Source organism: Maricaulis sp. (genome assembly GCF_048268525.1).
Taxonomy (GTDB): Bacteria; Pseudomonadota; Alphaproteobacteria; order Caulobacterales; family Maricaulaceae; genus Maricaulis.
Window position 1 is genome coordinate 60,532 of the sequence record NZ_JBLWVH010000015.1, and the last position, 21,803, is coordinate 82,334.

Annotated in this window: 21 protein-coding genes, 1 tRNA gene and 1 pseudogene; 14 read left to right on the plus strand and 9 right to left on the minus strand. The window is 64.2% G+C overall.

Annotated elements, in window-relative coordinates; translation table 11 throughout:
- Positions 1–121: 121 nt before the first annotated feature.
- The 8 genes from ACN0X9_RS09385 (at position 122) to ACN0X9_RS09420 (ending at position 6,776) form a co-directional block, all read left to right on the plus strand.
- Positions 122–1,351, plus strand: coding sequence for a 3-methyl-2-oxobutanoate dehydrogenase (2-methylpropanoyl-transferring) subunit alpha (locus tag ACN0X9_RS09385; protein ID WP_417487344.1), 1,230 nt, complete (start codon positions 122–124; stop codon positions 1,349–1,351).
- A 3-nt stretch (positions 1,352–1,354) separates the two neighbouring features.
- A complete protein-coding gene (locus tag ACN0X9_RS09390; protein WP_417487345.1) occupies positions 1,355–2,368 on the plus strand; it encodes an alpha-ketoacid dehydrogenase subunit beta in 1,014 nt (337 codons plus the stop codon).
- Positions 2,369–2,371: 3 nt separating this feature from the next.
- Positions 2,372–3,631, plus strand: a complete 1,260-nt coding sequence (locus tag ACN0X9_RS09395; RefSeq protein ID WP_417487346.1) for a dihydrolipoamide acetyltransferase family protein — start codon at positions 2,372–2,374, stop codon at positions 3,629–3,631.
- Positions 3,632–3,711: 80 nt separating this feature from the next.
- Positions 3,712–3,960, plus strand: coding sequence for a hypothetical protein (locus tag ACN0X9_RS09400; protein ID WP_417487347.1), 249 nt, complete (start codon positions 3,712–3,714; stop codon positions 3,958–3,960).
- Between the two features lie 90 nt (positions 3,961–4,050).
- Positions 4,051–4,260: a hypothetical protein gene (locus ACN0X9_RS09405; protein ID WP_417487348.1), complete on the plus strand. Its 210-nt coding sequence runs from the start codon at positions 4,051–4,053 to the stop codon at positions 4,258–4,260.
- 91 nt (positions 4,261–4,351) lie between these two features.
- Positions 4,352–5,782 (plus strand): dihydrolipoyl dehydrogenase, encoded by a 1,431-nt coding sequence (gene lpdA, locus ACN0X9_RS09410; protein ID WP_417487349.1) that lies wholly within the window; start codon positions 4,352–4,354, stop codon positions 5,780–5,782.
- A 10-nt stretch (positions 5,783–5,792) separates the two neighbouring features.
- A complete protein-coding gene (locus ACN0X9_RS09415; protein ID WP_417487350.1) occupies positions 5,793–6,194 on the plus strand; it encodes a hypothetical protein in 402 nt (133 codons plus the stop codon).
- 87 nt (positions 6,195–6,281) lie between these two features.
- A complete protein-coding gene (locus ACN0X9_RS09420) occupies positions 6,282–6,776 on the plus strand; it encodes an acyl-CoA thioesterase (protein WP_417487351.1) in 495 nt (164 codons plus the stop codon).
- Between the two features lie 2 nt (positions 6,777–6,778).
- Here ACN0X9_RS09420 and ACN0X9_RS09425 read toward each other — a convergent pair whose 3' ends face one another.
- Positions 6,779–7,846: a malate/lactate/ureidoglycolate dehydrogenase gene (locus ACN0X9_RS09425; RefSeq protein WP_417487352.1), complete on the minus strand. Its 1,068-nt coding sequence runs from the start codon at positions 7,844–7,846 to the stop codon at positions 6,779–6,781.
- A 337-nt stretch (positions 7,847–8,183) separates the two neighbouring features.
- Between ACN0X9_RS09425 and ACN0X9_RS09430 the strand changes: the two genes are divergently transcribed.
- From ACN0X9_RS09430 to ACN0X9_RS09445, 4 genes are all read left to right on the plus strand, one after another.
- Entirely contained in the window at positions 8,184–8,516 is a 333-nt protein-coding gene (locus tag ACN0X9_RS09430; protein WP_417487353.1) for an energy transducer TonB, read from the plus strand.
- Positions 8,517–8,646: 130 nt separating this feature from the next.
- Positions 8,647–10,704: a methyl-accepting chemotaxis protein gene (locus ACN0X9_RS09435; protein WP_417487354.1), complete on the plus strand. Its 2,058-nt coding sequence runs from the start codon at positions 8,647–8,649 to the stop codon at positions 10,702–10,704.
- A 95-nt stretch (positions 10,705–10,799) separates the two neighbouring features.
- Positions 10,800–10,876: transfer RNA gene (locus ACN0X9_RS09440), tRNA-Met, on the plus strand.
- A 151-nt stretch (positions 10,877–11,027) separates the two neighbouring features.
- Complete coding sequence (locus tag ACN0X9_RS09445; protein WP_417487355.1) at positions 11,028–11,288, plus strand: hypothetical protein; 261 nt, start codon at positions 11,028–11,030, stop codon at positions 11,286–11,288.
- A gap of 99 nt (positions 11,289–11,387) precedes the next feature.
- On the opposite strand, the gene ACN0X9_RS09450 is transcribed toward ACN0X9_RS09445, so the two are convergent.
- Together ACN0X9_RS09450 and cutA are read right to left on the minus strand one after the other, a co-directional pair.
- Positions 11,388–13,049 (minus strand): ATP-binding protein, encoded by a 1,662-nt coding sequence (locus ACN0X9_RS09450; RefSeq protein ID WP_417487356.1) that lies wholly within the window; start codon positions 13,047–13,049, stop codon positions 11,388–11,390.
- A 129-nt stretch (positions 13,050–13,178) separates the two neighbouring features.
- A complete protein-coding gene (gene cutA, locus ACN0X9_RS09455) occupies positions 13,179–13,508 on the minus strand; it encodes a divalent-cation tolerance protein CutA (RefSeq protein ID WP_417487357.1) in 330 nt (109 codons plus the stop codon).
- Between the two features lie 35 nt (positions 13,509–13,543).
- On the opposite strand from cutA, the gene queC reads away from it, so the two are divergent.
- Complete coding sequence (gene queC, locus ACN0X9_RS09460; protein ID WP_417487358.1) at positions 13,544–14,275, plus strand: 7-cyano-7-deazaguanine synthase QueC; 732 nt, start codon at positions 13,544–13,546, stop codon at positions 14,273–14,275.
- Positions 14,272–14,901 carry a 7-carboxy-7-deazaguanine synthase gene (gene queE / locus ACN0X9_RS09465; RefSeq protein ID WP_417487359.1) on the plus strand — a complete coding sequence of 210 codons (630 nt, stop codon included), beginning with the start codon at positions 14,272–14,274 and terminating at the stop codon, positions 14,899–14,901. Before queC ends, queE begins: the two co-directional genes overlap by 4 nt.
- A gap of 18 nt (positions 14,902–14,919) precedes the next feature.
- Here queE and ACN0X9_RS09470 read toward each other — a convergent pair whose 3' ends face one another.
- The 6 genes and pseudogenes from ACN0X9_RS09470 to ACN0X9_RS09495 form a co-directional block, all read right to left on the minus strand.
- Positions 14,920–15,474, minus strand: coding sequence for a hypothetical protein (locus tag ACN0X9_RS09470; protein ID WP_417487360.1), 555 nt, complete (start codon positions 15,472–15,474; stop codon positions 14,920–14,922).
- A 157-nt stretch (positions 15,475–15,631) separates the two neighbouring features.
- On the minus strand, positions 15,632–16,135 hold the full coding sequence (locus ACN0X9_RS09475; RefSeq protein WP_417487361.1) for a hypothetical protein: 504 nt from the start codon (positions 16,133–16,135) through the stop codon (positions 15,632–15,634).
- A 121-nt stretch (positions 16,136–16,256) separates the two neighbouring features.
- Entirely contained in the window at positions 16,257–16,457 is a 201-nt protein-coding gene (locus ACN0X9_RS09480; RefSeq protein ID WP_417487362.1) for a hypothetical protein, read from the minus strand.
- A 77-nt stretch (positions 16,458–16,534) separates the two neighbouring features.
- Positions 16,535–18,613, minus strand: coding sequence for a glutamine amidotransferase (locus ACN0X9_RS09485; RefSeq protein ID WP_417487363.1), 2,079 nt, complete (start codon positions 18,611–18,613; stop codon positions 16,535–16,537).
- A gap of 8 nt (positions 18,614–18,621) precedes the next feature.
- Positions 18,622–21,366 (minus strand): DUF4159 domain-containing protein, encoded by a 2,745-nt coding sequence (locus tag ACN0X9_RS09490; RefSeq protein ID WP_417487364.1) that lies wholly within the window; start codon positions 21,364–21,366, stop codon positions 18,622–18,624.
- A 4-nt stretch (positions 21,367–21,370) separates the two neighbouring features.
- Positions 21,371–21,803 (minus strand): annotated as a pseudogene (locus ACN0X9_RS09495) (DUF58 domain-containing protein); the annotation flags it as partial.

Genomic DNA, 21,803 nt, shown 5'->3' on the forward strand with positions numbered 1-21,803 from the left:
ATGGCACCGCATTGCTATGCTGGACAAGACCCGCTCTTGCGCGCTAGACGCCTGTCGCGGATCCGCATCACGCGGAGACGCCCGTTTAGGCACGTATTGCCGATGTTTTCAGCGAGAGCCCATGGCACACACTGAACCCCGCTTCCACGTTCCCGCGCCGCATGTCCGGCCCGGTGACACGCCTGACTTTTCCCATATCGAGATCCCGCCGGCCGGTGAGGCCAAACGGCCCGACACCTCGGTTGAGGGGATGGAGACCCGGGACCTGGCCCTCGGCCTGGTCCGTGTCCTCGACCACAACCACCAGGCGGTCGGCGAGTGGGATCCCAAGCTGGATGCCGGCGTTCTGCGCGAAGGCCTGCGCCACATGGTGCTGACCCGTGCTTATGACGACCGCATGCTGAAGCTGCAGCGTCAGGGCAAGATGAGCTTCTACATGAAGTCGACCGGCGAAGAGGCCGTCGCCGTCGCCGGCGCGATGGCGATGAGCAAGGACGACATGGTCTTCCCGTCCTACCGCCAGCAGGGCATCCTGTTTGCCCGTGGCCGCGACATTGTCGACATGATGTGCCACTGCATTTCCAACAGTCGCGACAATCTCAAGGGCCGCCAGCTGCCAGTCCACTACACCTGGGCCGAGGGCAAGTTTTTCTCGATCTCCGGCAATCTGGCGACCCAGCTGCCGCAGGCTGTCGGCTATGCCATGGCCTGCGAATATCGCGGTGATGGCGAGATTGCCGCGACCTGGATCGGTGACGGCTCGACCGCCGAGGGCGACTTCCATGGCGCTCTGGTGCTGGCCTCGACCTATCGGGCGCCGGTGATCGTCAATGTGGTCAATAACCAGTGGGCGATCTCGACCTTCCAGGGTATCGCCGCCGGTGAGGCGCCGACTTTTGCCTTCAAGGGCATGGGATATGGCCTGGCCTCCCTGCGCATTGACGGCAACGACTTCCTGGCCGTCTACGCCGCCACCCAGTGGGCCGCCAAGCGGGCCCGTGACGGCCATGGAGCCACGGTGATCGAGCACTTCACCTATCGCGCCGATGCCCATTCCACATCGGACGACCCGTCCGGCTATCGTCCCAAGGGCGAGAATGCGATCTGGCCGCTGGGCGATCCGATCGAGCGCCTGAAGCAACACCTGATCGGTCTGGGCGAGTGGGACGAGGAGCGCCATGTGGCGCTCGAAAAGGAACTCAACGAGCTGGTCATCGCCTCCTACAAGGAAGCGGAAAGCCACGGCACGCTGCATGACGGTCCGCTGTCGCCGGTCGAGTCGATCTTCGAGGATGTCTATGCCGAACCGGACTGGCGCCTGCGTCGCCAGCGCCAGGATCTGGGAGTTTAGATCATGGCCAAGATGAACATGATCCAGGCCCTCAACTCGGCCCTGGACAACATGATGGAACGCGATCCCGACGTGATCAGCTTTGGCGAGGATGCCGGCTATTTCGGCGGCGTCTTCCGGGTCACCGCGAACCTGCAGACCAAATACGGTCTCGACCGCTCCTTCGACGCGCCGATCAATGAGGCGGCGATCATGGGCATGGCGATCGGCATGGCGGCGAAGGGCTTGAAGCCGGTCGCCGAGATCCAGTTCTCGGACTATATCTTCCCCGGTCTCGACCAGATCGTCTCGGAAATGTCGCGCATCCGCTATCGCACCGCCGGTGCCTTCACCACGCCGGTCGTGGTGCGCACGCCGTGTGGCGGCGGTATCCGCGGCGGCCAGACCCACTCGATGAGCCCGGAAGCCTTCTTCACCCAGGTGCCGGGTGTGCAGGTGGTGATGCCGTCCAATCCGTACGACGCCAAGGGCTTGCTGATCGCTGCAATCGAGAGCCCGGACCCGGTCATCTTCTTCGAACCGAAACGCCTCTATAATGGTCCCTTCGACGGTCATTCCGGTGGCGCCCTGTCGAGCTGGGCCAATCATCCCAAGGGCGAAGTGCCCGAGGATCACTACAGCCTGCCGATCGGCAAGGCCGAGGTGGTGCGTGAAGGCTCGGCTGTCACGATTGTCGCCTATGGCACGCTGGTCCTGGTCGCCCAGGCGGCGGCCGAGAAGGCCGGCGTCGACGCTGAGATCATCGACCTCAAGACGCTGGTCCCCTATGATATCGAGACGATTGCCCGTTCGGTGAACAAGACCGGTCGCTGCATCGTCGCCCAGGAAGCGCCGCGCACATCCGGCTTTGCGGCCGAGCTGGCGGCACAGATCCAGGAAGAGTGCTTTTTCGCGCTCGAGGCGCCGATCCAGCGCGTCACCGGCTGGGACACGCCTTATCCGCACGCCCATGAATGGTCCTACTTCCCGGGGCCGGACCGTTTCATCAATGCCATGAACACCGTTCTGGAGGCCTGATCGATGAGCGAATACCGTTACAAGATGCCTGATGTCGGCGAAGGGATCGTCGAGGCGGAAATCGTCGAATGGCACGTCAAGGAAGGCGATACGGTCACCGAGGACCAGCATGTCCTCGATGTGATGACCGACAAGGCCACGGTGGAAATTCCCTGCGCCGTCAACGGCACGGTGAGCAAGCTGGTCGGCGCGCCGGGCGATGTCATCGCCGTCGGTACCGAGATCATGTTCATCGCTGTCGATGGTGCGGTGCCCGCTGAAGCCGACGCCGAAGCTGAAGCCGAAGCCAAGGCCGAGCCGGCCAAACCGGCAGCTCCCAAGGCCGCCGAGCCGGTCGCTGCCGCTGATGCGCCGTCCATTGCCAGCCGCACCGATGGTGATCGTCCGCTGGCCAGCCCGGCGGTGCGCAAACGCGCCCTGGAAGCCGATATCCGCCTGGCCAATGTGCCGGGCACGGGACCGGCCGGTCGTATCACCCATGACGACCTGGACGACTTCATCAAGTCCGGTGGCCGTCTGGTCGCGCGCTCGGGCTCGGGCAGTTCTTCGGTCCGTGCACCGCGCACCGGTGTCACCGAAGAGAAGGTGATCGGCCTGCGTCGTCGCATCTCCGAGAACATGTCCCACGTCCAGCGGACCGTGCCCGACATTGCCTATGTCGAGGAAATCGACGTCACGGCGCTGGAAGAACTGCGCGGCCACCTCAATGCCAGCAAGTCGGATGACCAGGCCAAGCTGACCTTCATTCCCTTCCTGGTGATGGCGCTGACCAAGGCACTGCCCAACACGCCGCAGGCCAATGCCCATTTCGATGGCGAGGCGATGTTGCTGACCAAGCATGACGCCGTGCATTGCGGTGTCGCTGCAGCGACACCGAACGGTCTGATGGTCCCGGTCATCAAGCATGCCGAAAGCCTGGATATCTGGCAGATCGCGGCCGAGCTGAAGCGTCTCGCCGGAGCGGCCAAGGACGGCAAGGCGACCAAGGCCGAGCTGACCGGTTCGACCATCACCATCACCTCGCTGGGGGCGATCGGTGGTCTTGTGACCACACCCATCCTCAACGCGCCGGAAACCGCCATCATCGGCGTCAACAAGATGCAGACCCTGCCGCGCTACAACGCCGAAGGCCTGGTCGTGCCGCGCAAGCTGATGAACCTGTCGAGCTGTTTCGATCACCGCATTGTCGACGGCTATGAAGCGGCGATGCTGATCCAGTCCGTGAAGCGCTATCTGGAGAATCCGGCAACGCTGTTCATGTAAAGTCCGGTTCAGGCCCTTCCCCGGACAATGGAAGGGCCGCTTTGATTGTCAGCTCCCGGGGAATGCCCTAGGATTGTGTCATGACCCACAGATTCTGGCATGCACAATGGGACCGTCCGAACGGGACGCCGCGCGCCGAGCTTGATGCGCTTGAAACCAGCTTCTGGAAGACGCTGGGCGGGATCGCCTTGGCGATGACACTTCTGGTCGCGCTCGGTTTTGTCATCTGGTTCCTCGGTAATGATCCGCTGGTCTGGGCCGTGTCCGGGGTTGCCCTGCTGGTCACCACAAGCGTGGGCGGGCTGGTCTGGCTGTCCCGGAAGGGGTGACACCGTCTCCCTCCGCCGCCGTTCGGCGCATGACAGGCCTTGACCCGTCCGTCGGGTGAGCGGCAAAACGAGGGGCAGGGGAGCACCGGCATGTCATCGATCGCAAAACAGACTTGGTCCGATTTCGTCACGGTCACCGCCGTCTGGGCGGGGCTGGTCTTCGTTCTGATGTTCTACCACAAGAAAGTCGGCATGCCGTCGGAATGGATGCCGCAAGTCGTGTTCGGCAGCTTTGTGCTGGTCGCGGTGCTGGCGCCGATCGGCTCCTTGCTCTGGCGGCGCGTGATCCGGCCGGCCTAGCCTCAGTCAGCCCCTTTCCCTTTATCCGCCGAACCGCTAAATCCGTCCCCGGAAAACGCGTTTTCGTGCTTTGATCTTCCAAGGAGCGCCTGTGATGCAGACACGGTCTTGCCAAGTCCTCATTGTCGGAGGTGGCCCGGGCGGTTATCCGGCCGCCATTCGCGCCGGCCAGCTGGGTCTGGACACCATCATTGTCGACAAGCACGGGCTGGGCGGTACCTGCCTCAATCGCGGCTGCATCCCGTCCAAGGCGATGATTCACGCCGCGACCAAGTTCGAGGAAATGGGCAAGCATGCCGACAGCGACGTGCTGGGCATTTCGCTGGCCGAAGCGCCCAAGCTCGACATGGGCAAGCTGGTCGGCTGGAAGGACGGCATCGTCTCCAAACTCACCGGTGGGGTCGGTCAGCTGATCAAGGGCGCGGGCGCCGAGCACATTGCCGGCTGGGCCGAGTTCAAGAACGCCAAGACATGTATCGTCACAATGGATGATGGCGAAAAGGTCGAGATCACGGCCGAGAATGTCATCCTCGCCACCGGCTCGGTCGAGGTCGAACTGCCCTTCCTGCCGTTTGGCGATAGCGTCATCGGCTCGACCGAAGCGTTGAACCTGACCGAACTGCCGGAAAAACTGGTCGTGGTCGGGGCCGGCTATATCGGTCTGGAACTGGGCATCGCCTATCGCAAGCTGGGATCGGACGTCACCTTCATCGAAGCGTCAGACGGTATCCTGCCGCTTTACGACAAGGAGATCACCCGCCCGATCACCATGTGGCTGAAGAAGCACAAGGTCGCGGTGAACCTGTCCTGCAAGGCCAAGGGTGTGACCGAAAAGGGCGGCAAGGCCGTGCTCGCCTATGAAGACGCCAAGGGCGCGGCGCAGACCATCGAGGCCGACAAGATCCTGGTCGCCGTTGGTCGCAAGGCCTGTCTGGACGGCTGGGGTCTGGAGAATATGGGTCTCGATCTCGATGGCAAGTTCATCAAGGTCGATACTCAGTGCCGCACCGGCATGCGCGGCGTCTACGCCATTGGCGATGTCGTTGGCGAGCCGCTGCTGGCCCACAAGGCCACGGCCCAGGGCGAGATGGTCGCCGAGATCATTGCCGGTCATCGCCGCGAGCATGACCCGGTCTCGATCGCCGCTGTCTGCTTCACCGAACCGGAAATCGTCGGTGTCGGCCTGACGCCGGATGAGGCCAAGGCCAAGGGTGAAGAGATCATCACCGGCAAATTCCCGCTTGCTGCCTCGGGTCGCTATCTCTCCATGGAAGCGGGCCTGGATGGCGGTTTCGTCCGTGTCACCGCGCGCAAGGAGGATCATGTCATCCTCGGCATCCATGCCGTCGGCACGCATGTCTCCGAACTGTCGGGCGAGTTCGCCCTGGCTGTCGAGATGGGCGCCCGCCTCGACGATATTGCCGGCACGATCCACGTCCACCCGACCCTGACCGAAGGCTTCGCCGAAGCCGCCCTGACGGCACTGGGGCATCCGATTCACATCTCCGCGCCGAAGAAGTAGAGGCGTCGCGATGGCGGTTCCCGACAGCCCGGTTGAGCAGGCCAAGCGCCAGTTTGGAGTTCTCGTCGGGGTGTATCTGATGGTCGCCCATGCGGACGGTGAATTTTCCAAGGTCGAGGAAGTGGGCGTGCGGTTGGGTGTGATGAGAGACTGGCGGCCCGCCGGATTGACCGACGCGGAATGCGACGCGATTTACAGCAAGCTGGAATCTGGCTTCCGAGCCAATCCCGACAAGGCCAGTGCCCGGATTCTGGCAGAGGTTGAGGCGTTTCGCGGTAACGGCATCGTTCGCCGAGCCGTCGTCGAAACGGCTCGCAAAGCCCTGGCGGCCGACCGCTTGGCCAAGCCGCAGGAAGATTATGCCTTGAGCCGCCTTGCCGCTGCGCTCGGCTTGCGCGAAAGCGAAATCTAGAGGTCAACGGCCCGCATACCCGGCATTCACTTTCCTCGCGTTCTTGCGTCTCTATATAGAGCGTTCGGCAACTCAGGCGGGATCATCATGGACGACAAGGGTAGTTTCCTCTCCGGCATCATCGGCTCCGACCAGGCCGTCGAGGGTGAGGGCATGGGCTGCGTCTCATTCGAGACCGCCTTCCTGCGTCGGTTCGAACCGGGGCCGGCCGATATCGACGAGCTCGGCCACGTCAATAATGTCGTCTATCTGCGCTGGGTCCAGGATATCGCCATCACGCACTGGCACGCCGTCGCGCCGGACGACATGGTCGGCGGCGAGGTCTGGGTGGCGCTCAAGCACACGATTGAATATCGCGACCCGATCCTGCCCGGCGAGACCGCCGAGATCCGCACCTGGCTCGGCCGACCGCACGGCCCACGCTTTGACCGTCATGTCGATATCCGCAAGCCCGGCGCCAAACGCTTCTCCGCCCGCGCCACCACGGAATGGTGCCGGATCGGCCGAGACAGCCGTCGCCCGATGCGGATCGGTGAGGATGTGATGGTCGCGTTTGGGCTGCTCGGGGCGGAGTTGGGCTAGCGCTAAACCCGCTCCGTCATCCCCAGCTTTTCCGCCGTCGCATTCAACTGCCCGATCGTGACCTCGTCCAGCGGGATGCCTTCCTTGCCGCGTTTGCCGGCGATGGCGCGTTCCGGGTCGCCGGGATAGAGGACGGGGCTGTCCCAGTCCATCGGCGGGGAGGCGAGGGCATAGCGGGCCATGGCGTCGGTCTCGGCCTGCATCCAGGCGCGGTCGCCGAACGCGTCCGGGTCGATCAGGATGGAGAACATCGAATTCTTCAGCCCGCCGGAGCGGGGATGGTCAGGCTGGATCGTTCCGGCCCCGCCCAGAACGCCGGCCAGCAGTTCGCAGGCGAAGGCCAGGCCATAGCCCTTGTGCTTGCCCAGCGGGGTCAGCGCGCCTTCTATCTCGAACCCGCTCATGCCCGACGGATCCGTAGTGGGTCGCCCCTGTTTGTCGATCAGCGAGCCGGCGGGTACGGGCAGGCCCTTGTTGGCGGCGACCCGGGCCTTGCCCAGGGCGATCTGGCTGGTGGCGATGTCGAGCAGGAAGGCCGGGCGGGTCTCCGTTGCCGGAAATCCGATGCAGACGGGATTGGTGCCGAAGCGGGCGTCGGAGCCGCGATAGGGGGCGACGAGCGGCGCGTGGTCGGTGACGTTGACGAAGTGCATCGAGATCAGGCCCGACTCGGAGGCCTGCTCGGCATAGGCGCCGATGCGGCCCAGATGGTGGGCATTGCCCAGGGTCGCAGCCGCCAGTCCCCCGGCTTTCGCTTTGGTTCCGGCCTCGCGGATCAGGCGCTTCCCGGCCGGCGCTCCCCAGCCGCCACCCGCATCGATCCGCAGCAGGACGGCGGTGTCGGTCAGAACGGTGTCGCTGGCGTCGAGGCAGACCTGCTCGCGGCGGATATGACCGGCATAGGCTGGCAGGATGCCGACGCCGTGACTGTCATGGCCCTTGAGATTGGCATCGACCAGGTGACGGGCGACGCAGCCGGCATCGTCTGCCCGGGCGCCGGCACGGGTCAGCAGAGCCTCGCAGAATGCGGTCAGGGTGGGGGCGTCTATGCGGCGTTCGGGTGGGTTCATCGGGATATTTCTACCTTGTCGCCGTCAGATCGCCGAGTGCATAAGATTTGAGGCATGCCGTTATCGCTTTATTAAGCATGGATTGGGTTCAAACCTGTCGCATTCTGGCACAGACGCTTTAATTTCGCGATTTCTTGCCGCTAACATCCTGTTTTTAATGGATAAAAAAATCCGCTGGAATTCTGCCTTTTCCTTCCGGATTTAAGCGTTTGGCAACCGCTATGGGGCATGATCCATCTCGTCGGGCAGCAAACGACCCGCATGAATTCAACAACGGCGTTCGAACACGGGGAAAATCCCGGACGCGCCACAGTGTAAAATGGATGAAGGGTAAGTCATGAAAAAGACGGGAACCATGATTCTGGCGGCAGCAATGTCTGCCATGGCTTTCACAGCGGCGCCGGCACTGGCTCAGGACCGTGAACGTACGGGTGTGGAAGCGCCGGAATATCCGCGAGGCGCCGAGCGTCGCGGTATCGAAGGATACGCAGTGGTCGAGTATACGGTGGCCGAAGACGGCTCCATTGCCGACGCCACGGTCGTCGAAGCCGAGCCGGAAGGCGTCTTTGATCGCGCCGTCCTGCGGGCCATCGAAGGCTGGGAATATGCCCCGGCTGCAGCGGCAACCGCCGGCATGCAGCAGCGGTTCGACTTTAATCTCGGCGGGTAACACCCTGAGATAAAGCGCAATTCAGCAAAAGAACTGAAACGCGTTTACCATAATAAGAATTCATTTACGGCGGCGCGGTAGCGTCGCCGTATCTTATTTGGGTCAGGCCATCAGCCTTAGGGGCCGTGAAATGAATTCTGTGCTTGGAAACTTCCTCAGCAAAACGACCAGCATCCGGGTCCGGCTGCTTGCGGCTTTCGCCCTGACGTCGGTCATGACATTGATCGCCGCCATTGTCGGAGTCACGGGTTTCAACTCGGCGAACTACGCCGTCGAGCAGATCGCCGACCGCGCCATTCCGGAAACCCAGGCGGTTGATGCCCTCTCGGAATACAGCGTGGGTCTCAGCGAAGCGCTCAGCGTGTTCGCGGCGTCAACCACGGTCGAAGCGCGGTTGGAAAACTATAATCGCGTCGTGGGATATCGTGACTCGCTCGGCGAGGAGCTGCAGCAGCTCGAAGCCCTGTCCGGTGTCGGCGAGACGGCGGCTCTGCGCACGGCCGTTGCCGACCTCAACGAGCTGGTCGAGAGCATGAACGAAGTGGTCGAGCGTCGTCTGCAGATCCGCGACCGCCGCTGGGCCGCCACCAATGATGCCCGCAATGCCCGTGCCTCCCTGTCTTCCAGCGTCGAAGGCGCCCTGGATTCGAGCGATGAGGCAGACATTGAAAGCCTCCTGCGCGCGCTGCTGTCGGCCAACCAGATGCTGATCCAGTACAATGAAGTCGATACCGCCGCCACGACCGGTGAAGTCGATGTCATTCTGGATCGCTGGGACGAGGCCGCCGGCGAGCTGGACGTCAACTTTGCCATCCTTGGCGCCATCGTTACCGATGTGATGCAGACCCAGGCCGACAATCTGATCAATTTCGGTGACGGCACTAATGGCATCTTCGAGCTGCGCAAAAGCGAGCTTGGCGCTGTCGCCGCCGCTGAAGTGGTTGCCGAAGAAGCCCGCATTTCCGCCGAATCACTGCTCGCCAGTGTCCAGGCGTTCAAGGCCCAGGTGGCCGGTCGCGTCACCGATGCGACATCGGCAGCCGATACGGCGGTCATCACCGGACGCATCCTGCTGATCGCGATCGCCGCCATCGGCCTCGTGGTCGCGGCCGCCATCGGCTTCTTCTACGTCAACAACATGCTGCTCAAGCGTCTCAGCGCCATGGCCCGCACCATGGGTGCGCTGGCCGAAGGCAATAGCGACGTCAATCTCGGCTTCTCGCCCGGCAAGGACGAAATCGGCGACATGGCGCGCTCGGTGGATGTGTTCCGCCAGAACGCCATCGAACGGGCCCGCCTCGAGGCGGAGACCGAAGAAGAGCGCCGCATGAAGGAAAAGCGGTCCGCTGCCATCGAAAGCCTGATCCAGGTGTTCGAGCAGGCATCGGGCGATGCCCTCGGCCAGGTTGGCGAAGCGGCGACCCGCATGGAAACAGCCGCCCGGGCGATGAGCTCGACCGCCGCCGCGACCACCGGCAAGTCTGCCGCCGTGGCCCAGGCCTCCGAAGGCGCCTCACAGAACGTCCAGACCGTGGCCGCTGCGGCCGAGGAAATGGTGTCCTCGATCGGCGAGATCTCACAGCAGATTTCCCGCTCGACCGAGATCGCCGGCTCCGCGGTGGACCAGGTCGAACAGACCAATGGCGATGTCCAGCGTCTCGATGATGCGGCCAAGTCGATCGACAATATCGTCAGCCTCATCAATGACATTGCCGAGCAGACCAACCTGCTGGCGCTGAACGCCACGATCGAGGCGGCTCGCGCCGGTGAAGCCGGCAAGGGTTTTGCGGTTGTGGCCTCCGAAGTGAAGGCGCTGGCCAGCCAGACTGGCGCGGCAACGCAGAATATCTCCGAGCACATTTCGGGCATCCAGGGCGCGACCGCCAAGGCTGTCGAGGCGATGTCATCGATCGGCGGAACCATTCACGAGATGAGCGAAATTGCCACCGCGATCGCCGCTGCCATGGAAGAGCAGCGTGCAGCGGCCGGCGAGATCACCCGCTCGGCCCAGGAAGCAGCAGACGGCACCAGCCAGGTCTTCACCAACATCCAGGAAGTCGACCAGGCGACCTCGGAAACCGGCGAAAGCGCAGGCGAGGTTCTTGAAGCGTCACTGGCCGTGTCACGTCAGTCCGACACGCTCAAATCGGCGGTCGAACAATTCCTCACGGAAGTTCGCGCAGCCTGATTGCAGTCCAACTGAAATCCGCCAGCGCCCACGGCTTGCCAGTCGTGGGCGCTGCGCGTATATGGCGTCCCTCCTCCTCGCGGAGGAACCTGTGTGGCGAGGTAGCTCAGCTGGTTAGAGCGCACGACTCATAATCGTGAGGTCGAGAGTTCAAGTCTCTCCCTCGCCACCACTTTCAACACTTCCCCCTATCGACTGACAACGCCGGGTTCGGCTTGACGATGGCCGCTCTGGCTGCGGCATTTGCGCCTGCGTCGCTTGGTCCCGTGGCGGTCTGCAGCACAGTCGTGCATACAGGCATCCCAGTTTGAGGAAATGTCGCCATGTCCCGTTCCAATATTCTCACCATCCTGTCCGCCATCATCGTGGTCGTGGCCTGCGGCGCTTTCGTGATCTTTGGCATGATCAAGCTGACGGGTGTCGAGATGAGCGTGCATGGCTGGATCGCGCTGGGCCTGGGTATCACCATCAGCCTGGCGCTTGGTGGCACGCTCTCGACGGTTCTGGTGATCTCGCGTCGGCGCGGCTTTGATGAGGCGGCGTACGAGGCGGGTGGTCTGGCGCCGTCGGACGATCAGGTCTGAACGGCTGCTGCCGCAAATTCCACGCATGATTGCAGAGACTGTCCGGCGGGCCCGTCAATCAGTGCACGGCCCCTGCCAGCCCCCTACCCAATCTGGATATCAAGCCAGCCTGCGCATAGCGTGGCCTTGCGGCGCCTTGTTTGATTCCGGTGCCGTAGACGTGTCGCGCAGCAAATACTTGTCGAGAATCCGGTCAAGTTCGGCGCGGACGATCGGCTTGGTGATGAAGTCGTCCATTCCGGCATCGATGCAACGTCGCTCGGCCTGACCCACGGCATTGGCCGTCAAGGCGACGATCGGAATGCGGTCGGACGGGCTGCCGAGGGACCGGATTGTCTGGCTGGCGGCCAGGCCGTCCATGACCGGCATTTCCATATCCATGAGGATCAACGAGTAATCGCGCAACTTGACCGCATCGATAGCGGCTTGTCCGTTCTCGACGAAGTCCGCCGACAGCCCCCTCAGCTTGAGGAAGCCCCGAGCGACCGCCTGATTTGTCGGATTGTCCTCGGCGACCAGAATATTGCAGGCGGGCAGGACGGTCGCAGGCGCAGTGTTGCAACTCGCACCGGATACAGTCTGCGGCGTTGTCGTGACCGATTTCAATGGAATGTCGAACCAGAATTTCGAGCCTTCACCCGGGCGGCTGGTAACATCCACCGAACCACCCATGAGCTCGGCAAGGCGCCTGCAAATTGCCAAGCCAAGCCCGGTTCCGCCATGCAGGCGGTTGGTCGCAACATCCGCCTGCTTGAAAGCGGAAAACAATTCGCGCAGGGTCGTGGCCGGTATTCCGCAACCTGTGTCGACGACCTCGACCCGCATCACATTGCGGCGGCGGCCCAATGGCAGGAATTGCATGCGGACTGCGACGCTGCCGGACTGTGTGAATTTGATCCCATTGCTGATGAGATTGAACAGCAATTGTTTGATCCGGACGGGATCTCCCTCGTATTGCGCATCCTCGTCGCAATCGGCCTCGATTGAAAACGCGATTCCCTTCTCGCGGGCCTGACCCGACCAGAGCGTCTGCGCGTCGCGAACCAGTGTCGAGGGTCTGAATGGGGTGACCTCCAACTCCATCTTGCCGGCTTCAATTTTTGACAGGTCGAGAATGTCGTTGAGGAGCCGGAGCAGGATTTTGCCGCTGTCGTCGATCACCCGGACGAACTCGGCTTGTTCGGCATCGAGTGATGTCGCCTGGAGCAATTGCGTCACTCCGAGCACGCCATTCAATGGTGTCCGGATTTCATGGCTCATGGTGGCCAGAAAGTCCGACTTGGCCTTCGAGGCGGCAAGTGCTTCAAGTCTGGCCCGGCCAAGCTGTTCTGCCAGGGCCGAGAGGCGATGATTCTTGTCGGCGCTTTCCTGGGCGATGAAGCGGAACAGTTCCAGCGTTGTCCCGACGCCGGCATAGTCACCGTTTCGCGTGGCGATGAAGCCTTCCATCAAGGCTGCAGGGGAGTCTCGCAGGATTTGCGAATTCAGCTCACTCAGCGGCGTTCGGGTCTCGACGACCAGCGGGGTCTTGTTCATTGCGAAGGTGATCGGTCGGCGTTCATACAGGGCACGACCATGGCGGTTTGCCATGCGAACGAAGAATTGGTCGCGCGTCACCAGTCCGACAGGCTGCGTACCCTCAACGACAGGCAGGACGATCAGGTTTGGGTCGTCGGAGAAGTGCTCATACACTTCCCCGCCGGTCGCCTGCGGCGAAACCGCCGGCGACGCGACAAGGACATCTCGAACCAAGCCAACCATGGGACACCCTTTTTGCCTTTTCCGCGTCCGAACGACCGGGGCCGTCAGCGCGCTTGGGCAATTTGTGGCTCGGGAGGGGTTTCCAATCGTTCAAACCAGTCAGCGACAATCGAAGGTTTCACGAAAATTTCACGCGGAACCCGCTTGTGTGGCGATCCAGTCGACAAAGCCGGATGCGCTCAGCTCACCATCCACCGGAAAACACAGTATGGCCGGTTCATCATAGGGGTGGAGGTCAACAAGGCGTTGCGTGAGCATTGGGGCTGCCTGGGTTGTGGTCTTGAACAAGGCGATACATTCACCGGCCCGTTCGACTTTGCCCTGCCAGCGATAGAGACTGACCATTCCCGGCAGGATGTTGACGCAGGCGCACAGGTTTTCGTCCAGCAACCGGGCCGCTGCCGCTTCGGCGCTGGCGGTGTCGGGCCAGCAGGTGTAGATCAGGCAAACGCGGTCCATGGCCAAAATTCTCCCTGCCGGTATATAAGCGCCGCATGACAGACACCTCCACCCCCGATCACGCCAACCGGACGGCTTTGGTTCTTTTTTCCGGCGGCCAGGATTCCGCCACTTGTCTCGCCTGGGCGCTGCAGCGCCATGCGCGGGTCGAGACAGTGGGATTTGACTATGGCCAGCGCCATCATGTCGAGATGACGGCGAGGGAGCGGGTGCGGTCAGGGCTGGCCGCGAGCTTCCCTCAATGGGGCGATAGGCTGGGCGAGGATTTCGTCATTGATCTGGCCGGCTATGGGGCCATTGCCGACAGCGCCCTGACCGCAGACCGCGCCATCGAGATGCAGGCCAATGGTTTGCCGAGCACATTTGTTCCGGGCCGGAACCTGGTTTTCCTCACAGTAGCCTCTGCGCTGGCCTATCGGCGCGGCCATACCGTGCTGGTCGGTGGCATGTGCGAGACCGATTTTTCGGGCTATCCGGACTGCCGCCGCGACACGATTGACGCCATGCAGACGGCACTCGGCCTGGGGCTGGACAGCCCGGTGGAGATCGCGACCCCGCTGATGCATCTCGACAAGGCGGCGACCTGGGCACTGGCGCATCAATTGGGCGGCGATGCCCTGACTGCCCTGATCGAGGAAGACAGTCACACCTGCTATCGCGGCGAGCGCGGACAGCGGCACGACTGGGGCTATGGCTGTGGTGATTGCCCGGCGTGCGAGCTGCGGGCCCGGGGACATGCGGCCTGGAAAGCGTCGGTGCCGGCATGACCTATTCCGTCAAGGAACGCTTCCTCACCGTCCAGGGCGAGGGCGCCCAGGCCGGGCGGCCGGCGGTCTTCCTGCGCTTCGCCGGGTGTAATCTGTGGTCCGGGCGTGAGCAGGACCGACACAAGGCTGTCTGCAATTTCTGCGACACCGATTTCGTCGGCATGGACGGGCCGGGCGGTGGCCGTTTCAAGACACCGGAGAGCCTCGTCAATGCAGTGGCCGAGTTGTGGCCGGGTGGCGGCCAGCCACTGGTCGTTTGCACTGGCGGCGAGCCGCTCCTTCAGCTCGACACGCCGCTGATCGATGCGCTGCATGCACGCGGGTTCGAGATCGCCGTTGAGACCAATGGCACCATTGCCGCGCCGGACGGGATCGACTGGATCACGGTCAGCCCGAAAGGTACGGCGCCGGTGGTCCAGACCTCCGGGCATGAGCTCAAGCTCGTCTATCCGCAGCCGGAACTTGATCCGACCGCGTTCGAGGACTGGGACTTCAAGCGCTTCTCGCTACAACCCATGGACGGGCCGCAGATGATGGAGAACGCGCAGGCGGCTTTCGATTACTGCCTCGCAAATCCGAAATGGTCATTGTCGCTGCAAACCCACAAGTGGATCGGCGCACCCTGACCTGTCCCGGGCGGCGTCTCAGCTGTGCGGACCAGGCGCAACGCCGAGGCTGTCAGCCAGTGATGCGGCGAACTCCTGGAAGGCCAGGCGGGTGTCGGTCCACACGCCGGATGCCTCGCCGCTGCCGGCGTCCGGATTGAACCCGTCATAGCGGAATTCGGCGATCACACTGCCGTCTGCATCGATCAGCTGCGCGCTGAGCGAGGCGCCACCATTGGCGTGGGCCGTGTAGTGGGCTGTGTCCATTTCCTGGATCTGTTGCATGGTCGGGCGGTTCGGAACCACATCCAGAATGGTGATGTCGAGCACGGTTTCGCGGACCGCGACACCGTGCCAGTTGGCGCCGATCAGTGATCGCTCCAGATCGTTCCGCAAATATCCCGACAGGCGTGCCAGCTCGGCCTCACCCAGGCTGTCGGCCTTGGTCCGTACCAGGTCGGAAAACCCGATCCGGCCAATTTCAATCGAGCCGGTGGCTTCGCTTCGAAAGTCAGCCTGAAAGGTCGGCTCCGGCTGGGCCAGAGATCCGGCTGTCAGACAGTTCAACGCAAGTACACAAACGAGAGTACGCATGTCGGTCTCTCCTGGGTTCATGTCCCCCTTGCGACAAGCAGCCTATCACGAATGCGTGATGTAGAGCAGGGGGCGCCCCGCAAATCTGTGCTGCAGCACAATAAAAAACGGACGCACCTGCGAAGGTGCGTCCGCCGTCCACAGTCTTGTGGCGTATTCAGGAACCGGATTCCGCGCGCTCGTCGAGACTGTCGGAAATCTGGTCGGCAAAGCGGCGGAATGTCCGCCGGGCGTCGGTCCACTGGGCGTGGCCGACAACGTCCTGGATACTCATGCTGCGCCAGCCATAGCTGAAGGTTTCGACCAGCTGACCGTCAGCCGATACCAGTCTGGCTTCGAGGTCAGCGCCGCCGATCGAAATCGAGGAATGGTGCAGCGGACGTGTTCCGCCCATCTGAGCCATGGTCGGTCTGTTGGGCTGGGCATCGAGGATCGTGGTGTGGAGGACCATGCCGCCCTCGCCGAGATCAGCGGCCAGCTCGCGCTCGAGTGCGGTGCGCAGATAGCCGGCCAGGCGATCCAGCTCGCGTTCGCCGAAGTCTTCGGCGTGTTCAACAAGTTCCGGCCCGTAGGCGATCTCGCCAATGGCAACCGGCTCGTCTGCCAGTGATGGGGTCGACAGGGCACCCAGTGCCAGGATGGCCGTCATAGTGCGCAACATTTCGCGCCTCCTTGATCCAACTGTTTGCAGTCCCTCGACCGGACTGTAGCAGGATCAGCAGGCCGGTAGAAGGTCGTGCGTTTGCACGAACCCGCGATCAGCGCATCCGGTTCAGGGTCGGTCAGTCGTCACTATCGTCATCATCATCGCCGGGCGTGACGACATCGATGGCCGCTCCGCCGACCGCGCCCGCAGTGCGGACTGCGGCTCCCGCCGTACCGATGGCAACATCGGCGGCCATGGCGGTCGCGCCGATCACGAGGCACCCCGAAAGGGCCGGTGCGAGGCCGAGCAGGGCGATAAGGGTCAGGATGCGGCGCATGTCGGTCTCCGGTTCAACTGAGCCAGTCTTGCCCCATCAGGTCTTTCCGCATGGTGAACACAGCGCTGGTGGGTTGGTCAGCGTCCCTCACGCCACCAGCCCAGACCCAGCATGGTCAGGATCAGGAAAACCAGCAGCAGTCCCGGCAATAGCGGGATGCGGGTAGAGGCGCGCACAACATAGCGCTCATTGCGTTGCAGACCGAGCCAGCTGCGCCCCGCCTGGTCGGCGCTGGCCCGGGTCCGCCGCAGGGAAGGGAGCGCGGCACCCGGCCCGTCACCGACTGCAAACAATCCACCGCCGGTCGCATCGACAAAGGGGTCCAGCACGTCCGCAATCGGCCGCAGGTCGGCATATTCCAGCGGATTGATCGGCCCCAGGGCGGCGACGGTGGTGAGGTCACCGGAACGCAGGCGGACCAGCCCTGAACCGCTGGCCGGGACGCGGGCCGCGAAATGCCCGGGCTCGCCCTCATTCCCGGTCATGGTAACCACGTCCTGCCGGCCATCGGGCCAGGTCAGTTGCAGTGGCGGCGGCGTGTCCGCCAGGGTGACGCGGTCAACCTGCAACTCGCCATCGGTGGCGAAGGCTGTCAGGCGTTCTTCATCCAGTTCCGGTTCGCGCATCAGCCAATGAGCGACGCGCCGGAACATTTCAGCGTAGGGGCCGCCGCCTTCGAAGCCACGCGACCACAGCCAGGTCTGGTCCGACATGACGATGGCGGTACGGCCCTGTCCCGATCGCTGGACAACCAGCAACGGATTGCCATCGGGCGTTTGCAAAAGCGTCTCCCCGCCCAGCGCCGTGCCGTGGATATGGCGCAGCCAGCGGCCCCATTGTGGCGAGGTGCCGCCACCAGCCAGCCCGGCAGTGACCGGGTGACGAAGGCCGGTATCGGTCGGCTCCGGCGAGAAAGGCGCCTCGGTAATGTAGCCGGTCGGTCGCACCGGAAGAACAGCTGCCAGGGGGGTGCGATAGAGGCTCGGTGCCCCGGCAAAGGGTGGACCCGCTGTTACCAGCAGGGCGCCACCGTTTTCGACATATCGGGCGATATAGTCGAAATACAGTTGCGGCATGATGTTGCGACGTCGATAGCGGTCGAAGATCACCAGGTCGAATTCGCTCAGGCGTTCGACGAACAATTCCTGGACCGGGAAACCGATCAGGGCCAGCTCATCGACCGGTGTGGAGTCACGACGGTCCGGCGGCCTCAGAATGGTAAAGTGGACCAGATCGACCGACGGGTCGGATTTCAACAGGTCGCGCCAGGCGCGGGCGCCATTATGAGGCTCTCCGGTGACAAGCAGGACCCGCAGGCGATCGCGCACACCGCTGACCGACACGGCCGCGCGATTGTTGATCAGCGACAATTCCTGGGGGCCGGCCTCGACCTCGGCCTCGATCACATTCTGGCCCCGGCGTTCGACCGGAACCTCGACCCGCGTCGAGCGGCCGATCTGGATCGGGTAGACCTGCGGTTCGCCGCCCTCGAAACGGAAGGCGACGGAGGCGGTGCCCTGCATCGACTCGTCCTCGACCCGGATCACAAAGGCGACGGTCTGGCCGACAATGCCGTAGCGCGGTGCTTCCTCGATCACCAGGCGGCGGTCGCCGGCAGACCGATCGCCGGTCATGACATGGTGGATCGGAGCGTCGACATTGATCGCGTCAGCGTCCAGCGGCGCGTCATGCACCTGGCCGTCGGTGACCAGAACGACACCGGCCAACCGGTCCGGTGGCGCGCTCGCCAGCGCGGCGTTGACGCCGTCAAACAGCATGGTGCCATCGGCGGTCTCACCGGCCTCGACCTCGATCAAGTCGAGCAGGGGATCATTCTCGGCTTCGCGGCGCAGAGCCACAGCCATTTCCTCTGCCGCCTCGCGGCGACCGCCCACCGTCATTGAGGCCGAGGTGTCGGTGACCAGAACGGCGACGTCCGGCAGCGGATCGCGCTCTTCCTCGACCAGCGAGGGGTTGGCCAGTACCAGGGCAATCAGACCGACGGCCAGTGTGCGCCAGGCCCAGCCGGACAGTTTCTGGGCGCCGCCGGCGGCAATCGCCAACAGGGCGATACCGGCCAGGCCGCCGATCACGGTCCAGGGCAGCAAGGGCGCGAAATCCAGCGCAGAAACGGTCGCACTCAGGGGCAGGCTCACGGGCGCACTCATTGGCCAAGCCTTTCCAGGATATCGGGGACATGGACCTGGTCGGCCTTGTAGTTTCCGGTCAGCGCATACATGGCGATATTGACGCCGAAGCGGATCGCCAGCTCGCGCTGACGGTCGCCGCCTTCAATCGGTGCCGCAGCGCCGCCGCTCTCGCCACGCGCCCAGGCCGTTGCCCAGTCATGCGAGCCGATGATGACGCCGGATGTGCCGTCGCGCGAGGCGCCGTCCGGATTGGCCTCAACCCAGACCGGGGCGTCGGCATAGCGTCCGGGGAATTCCTGCAGCAGGTAGAATGCGCGGGTCAGGACATGGTCGCCGGGGATCTGGGACAGGGCCGGCACATCGATACTGTCGAGCACATTGACCAGCCCCGGATGGGGGGCGCCAGCGCGCAACATGGCGATATCGGCATCCTGGGTGTCGAAGACGATCAGCCCGCCGGCGGCCAGATAGGCCGCGACCCGGCTTGATGCCTCGTTGCTCAACGGCCCGGCATCGCGGGTCACCGGCCAATACAGCATCGGGAAGAAGATCAGTTCGTCGGTATTCACATTGACCGCCAGGGGCGGCTCCGGTTCCATCGCGCTGCGCCGGAAGATTTCCTGGGACAGGCCGGTCAGCCCGGCCCGGCTGCGATTGTCGATGGCTGCATCGCCGGTGGTGACATAGCCAAATCGCAAGGTCAGCGCGGCCTGCATCATCTCGTCGCTCAGCTCGGTGCGTTGCGGTTCGGTCGGGGTATCCTGGGCTTCGGCGACTGGGACACCGAGCGGGGCGAGTCCCACGGCCAGAATGGCGGCTGCGGCAGCGCCGCCCAGGCGCATTGGCAGGCGGCCGGCCAGACCCAGCGCGATCAACACATCGAGAGTCAGCATGATCAGGGCGGCGGCCAGCAGGGCTGCGTCGAAATGGCGGGCGCGCGGTCCGTCGAGACCGGCAAAGCTGGCGCCCGGCAGATCGCGGGGCAGGGGATCCATACGGGTATCCGGTCCGATCACATTGAGGGCGCTGGCGGCAGAGCCGAGACGGTAAAGACCCGGCGGGGCAACAGGCGAGACCGGCGTGGTGTCGAATGTTTCAGCGGGCACCGGGCGGGCGCTGATCGGTGCGGCGACCAATTGCCCTTCGGCATCAAGGGCGCGGTCGAGCACCCAGGCACCATTGCCCGGCACGGTCGCATTGCCGCCCTGCGACAGCCCCATCAGGCGCTGCAGCATGCGCGGGAAGAGACCCGACAGGGGCAGGTCCGACCAGTCCGGGCTGGCGGTGACATGGAACAAGACGATCCAGCCACGGGCGCGGCGTTCGGCGGTGACCAGCGGTGTGCCGTCTTCCAGACGTGCCCAGACCCGGTCCGGCGTGGCGCTGCCCGGTTGGGCCAGCACCTGGCGGTCGATCGTGGCGGTACTGTCGGAAGGCAGGCCGGCAAAGGGCGAAGTGTCAGGGAAGGCAGCAATGCGTTGCGGCTCATCCCAGTTCAGCGAGCCGCCGAACAGGCGCCCGCCCTCACGCAGGATGACCGGCAAAAGCTCGTCGCCCTGTGCCGCGAGGCGTGGTCCGGCGAAGCGGATCAGCACGCCGCCCTGATTGATGAAGTCGGCAATACGCTCATCATCCGAGCGGGCGCTGTCGGTCATCACCAGGACCGAGACGTCCTCGGCCAGCAGGGCGTCGAGATCGCCATCGATCAGTTGGGCATGCGGGCCGAGCGCGCTGCGGACATAATGGAGGTCCGACAGGAGCGGCTGGCCTTCATCGCTCTCCAGCGTGATCAGACCCACGCGCGGTCGCTGCCACTGGTCGCCCAGCAGCCGCACCGAGCCGGCCGAGCTCGCGCCGTCGAGACGCAGGCTGACAATGCGGTTGCGCAGGTCGAGCGGCAGGGAAATGTCGGTGCTCGCAACGCCTTCACCGGCGGTGAAGCTGACATCGCTGCGGGCAATGGCGCGGCCGTCATCGCCGAGGGCCGTCACGGCGATGGTGCGGGGAAAGTCGCGTCCGGCTCGGGCGACGGAGACCGCCAGCCCGTCGGCAGCTGGTTGCGGAGCGGCGAGGCCGAGCGGGGCGCGGCCGGCATCCGGCTCGACTATGGTGAGGTCACCTATCGCCGACAGGGCCCGGGACAGGGCGGCGGCGTCGCGGCTGTCGACGCCATCGCTCAGCCAGGTGACGGCCATTTCGCCGTTCAGCGTTCCGGACGAACGGGCGTCGGCAATCCGGTCGGCGGTGGCGCTGCGGTCGGCCGGCCAGGCCTGAGGCCCGGCGGTCTCGAGCTGGCGGCGGGCATCGTCGGCATTGCCAAGGCGCAAGGCCGGCGCGGCCTGGCCAGTGGGCGCAGTCGTGACCAGCGCGACGGCGCGTCCGTCGCGTTCGGCGGCATCGATCAATCGTTCGGCTTCCCGGCGCATGTCGGGCCAGGCGGCGGCGCTGGCCCAGCCTGTATCCATCACGATCAGGGCCGGGCGGGTTTCTTCCTCGACATTGGGCGGTGTCCAGACCGGACGGGCCAGGGCGATGATCACGAGGGCGGCGATCAGCAGGCGGAACAGGATCAGCCACCACGGCGCGTGTTGCGGGGTCTCGGCATCATCCGGCGCGCCCAGCAAAAGCCGCAGGGGCGGAAAGATGGCTCGTTTCGGCGCTGGCGGTGTGGCGCGCAGCAGCAGCCACAGGAGCGGCAGGGCGAGGAGGCCGGCCAGCGCCAGCGGGGCGCCGAAGGACAGGGGGCCGAGTGCAAACATCAGGTCAGACATCCCTCGCAAGGGCGCGGTAAAGGGCAAGGACGGCGCTGGTCGCCGGCCGGTCGGTGCGATGGGTCACCAGCGTCCAGCCATATTGGCGGGCAAGGTCGGCCAGACGGGCGCCATGCTCGGCCCAGCGCTGACGGTAGGCGGCGCGGGCTTCCTCGGCACGACCGAATAACAGGCTGTCGCCGCCGCCGGGATGCTCGAAGCGGGTGCGACCGGCATAGGGAAAGTCTTCTTCAGCCGGATCGACGACCCGCAGCAGGACGCCGTGGGCCTCCATTGCCGCAAAGCGAGACAGGCGGGCGGTCCAGGTCTCGATCGGGTCGAGGAAATCACTGGCCAGTACAACACGGCCAAAGCGGGAGATGTTCGGAGCCTCGACCGAGGATGCGTCACCGGGACCGAGCGCGAGCCGGCCGGGAGCGCGCTCC

Coding starts and splice junctions, on each gene's coding strand:
- ACN0X9_RS09415 (WP_417487350.1), top strand. CDS start 5,793: ATGGCGGTTCCCGACAGCCCGGTTGAGCAGGCCAAGCGCCAGTTTGGA.
- ACN0X9_RS09425 (WP_417487352.1), bottom strand. CDS start 7,846: ATGAACCCACCCGAACGCCGCATAGACGCCCCCACCCTGACCGCATTC.
- ACN0X9_RS09420 (WP_417487351.1), top strand. CDS start 6,282: ATGGACGACAAGGGTAGTTTCCTCTCCGGCATCATCGGCTCCGACCAG.
- cutA (WP_417487357.1), bottom strand. CDS start 13,508: ATGGACCGCGTTTGCCTGATCTACACCTGCTGGCCCGACACCGCCAGC.
- ACN0X9_RS09405 (WP_417487348.1), top strand. CDS start 4,051: ATGTCATCGATCGCAAAACAGACTTGGTCCGATTTCGTCACGGTCACC.
- ACN0X9_RS09450 (WP_417487356.1), bottom strand. CDS start 13,049: ATGGTTGGCTTGGTTCGAGATGTCCTTGTCGCGTCGCCGGCGGTTTCG.
- ACN0X9_RS09400 (WP_417487347.1), top strand. CDS start 3,712: ATGACCCACAGATTCTGGCATGCACAATGGGACCGTCCGAACGGGACG.
- ACN0X9_RS09390 (WP_417487345.1), top strand. CDS start 1,355: ATGGCCAAGATGAACATGATCCAGGCCCTCAACTCGGCCCTGGACAAC.
- ACN0X9_RS09490 (WP_417487364.1), bottom strand. CDS start 21,366: ATGTTTGCACTCGGCCCCCTGTCCTTCGGCGCCCCGCTGGCGCTGGCC.
- queC (WP_417487358.1), top strand. CDS start 13,544: ATGACAGACACCTCCACCCCCGATCACGCCAACCGGACGGCTTTGGTT.
- queE (WP_417487359.1), top strand. CDS start 14,272: ATGACCTATTCCGTCAAGGAACGCTTCCTCACCGTCCAGGGCGAGGGC.
- ACN0X9_RS09445 (WP_417487355.1), top strand. CDS start 11,028: ATGTCCCGTTCCAATATTCTCACCATCCTGTCCGCCATCATCGTGGTC.
- ACN0X9_RS09480 (WP_417487362.1), bottom strand. CDS start 16,457: ATGCGCCGCATCCTGACCCTTATCGCCCTGCTCGGCCTCGCACCGGCC.
- ACN0X9_RS09435 (WP_417487354.1), top strand. CDS start 8,647: ATGAATTCTGTGCTTGGAAACTTCCTCAGCAAAACGACCAGCATCCGG.
- ACN0X9_RS09395 (WP_417487346.1), top strand. CDS start 2,372: ATGAGCGAATACCGTTACAAGATGCCTGATGTCGGCGAAGGGATCGTC.
- ACN0X9_RS09470 (WP_417487360.1), bottom strand. CDS start 15,474: ATGCGTACTCTCGTTTGTGTACTTGCGTTGAACTGTCTGACAGCCGGA.
- ACN0X9_RS09475 (WP_417487361.1), bottom strand. CDS start 16,135: ATGTTGCGCACTATGACGGCCATCCTGGCACTGGGTGCCCTGTCGACC.
- ACN0X9_RS09385 (WP_417487344.1), top strand. CDS start 122: ATGGCACACACTGAACCCCGCTTCCACGTTCCCGCGCCGCATGTCCGG.
- ACN0X9_RS09430 (WP_417487353.1), top strand. CDS start 8,184: ATGAAAAAGACGGGAACCATGATTCTGGCGGCAGCAATGTCTGCCATG.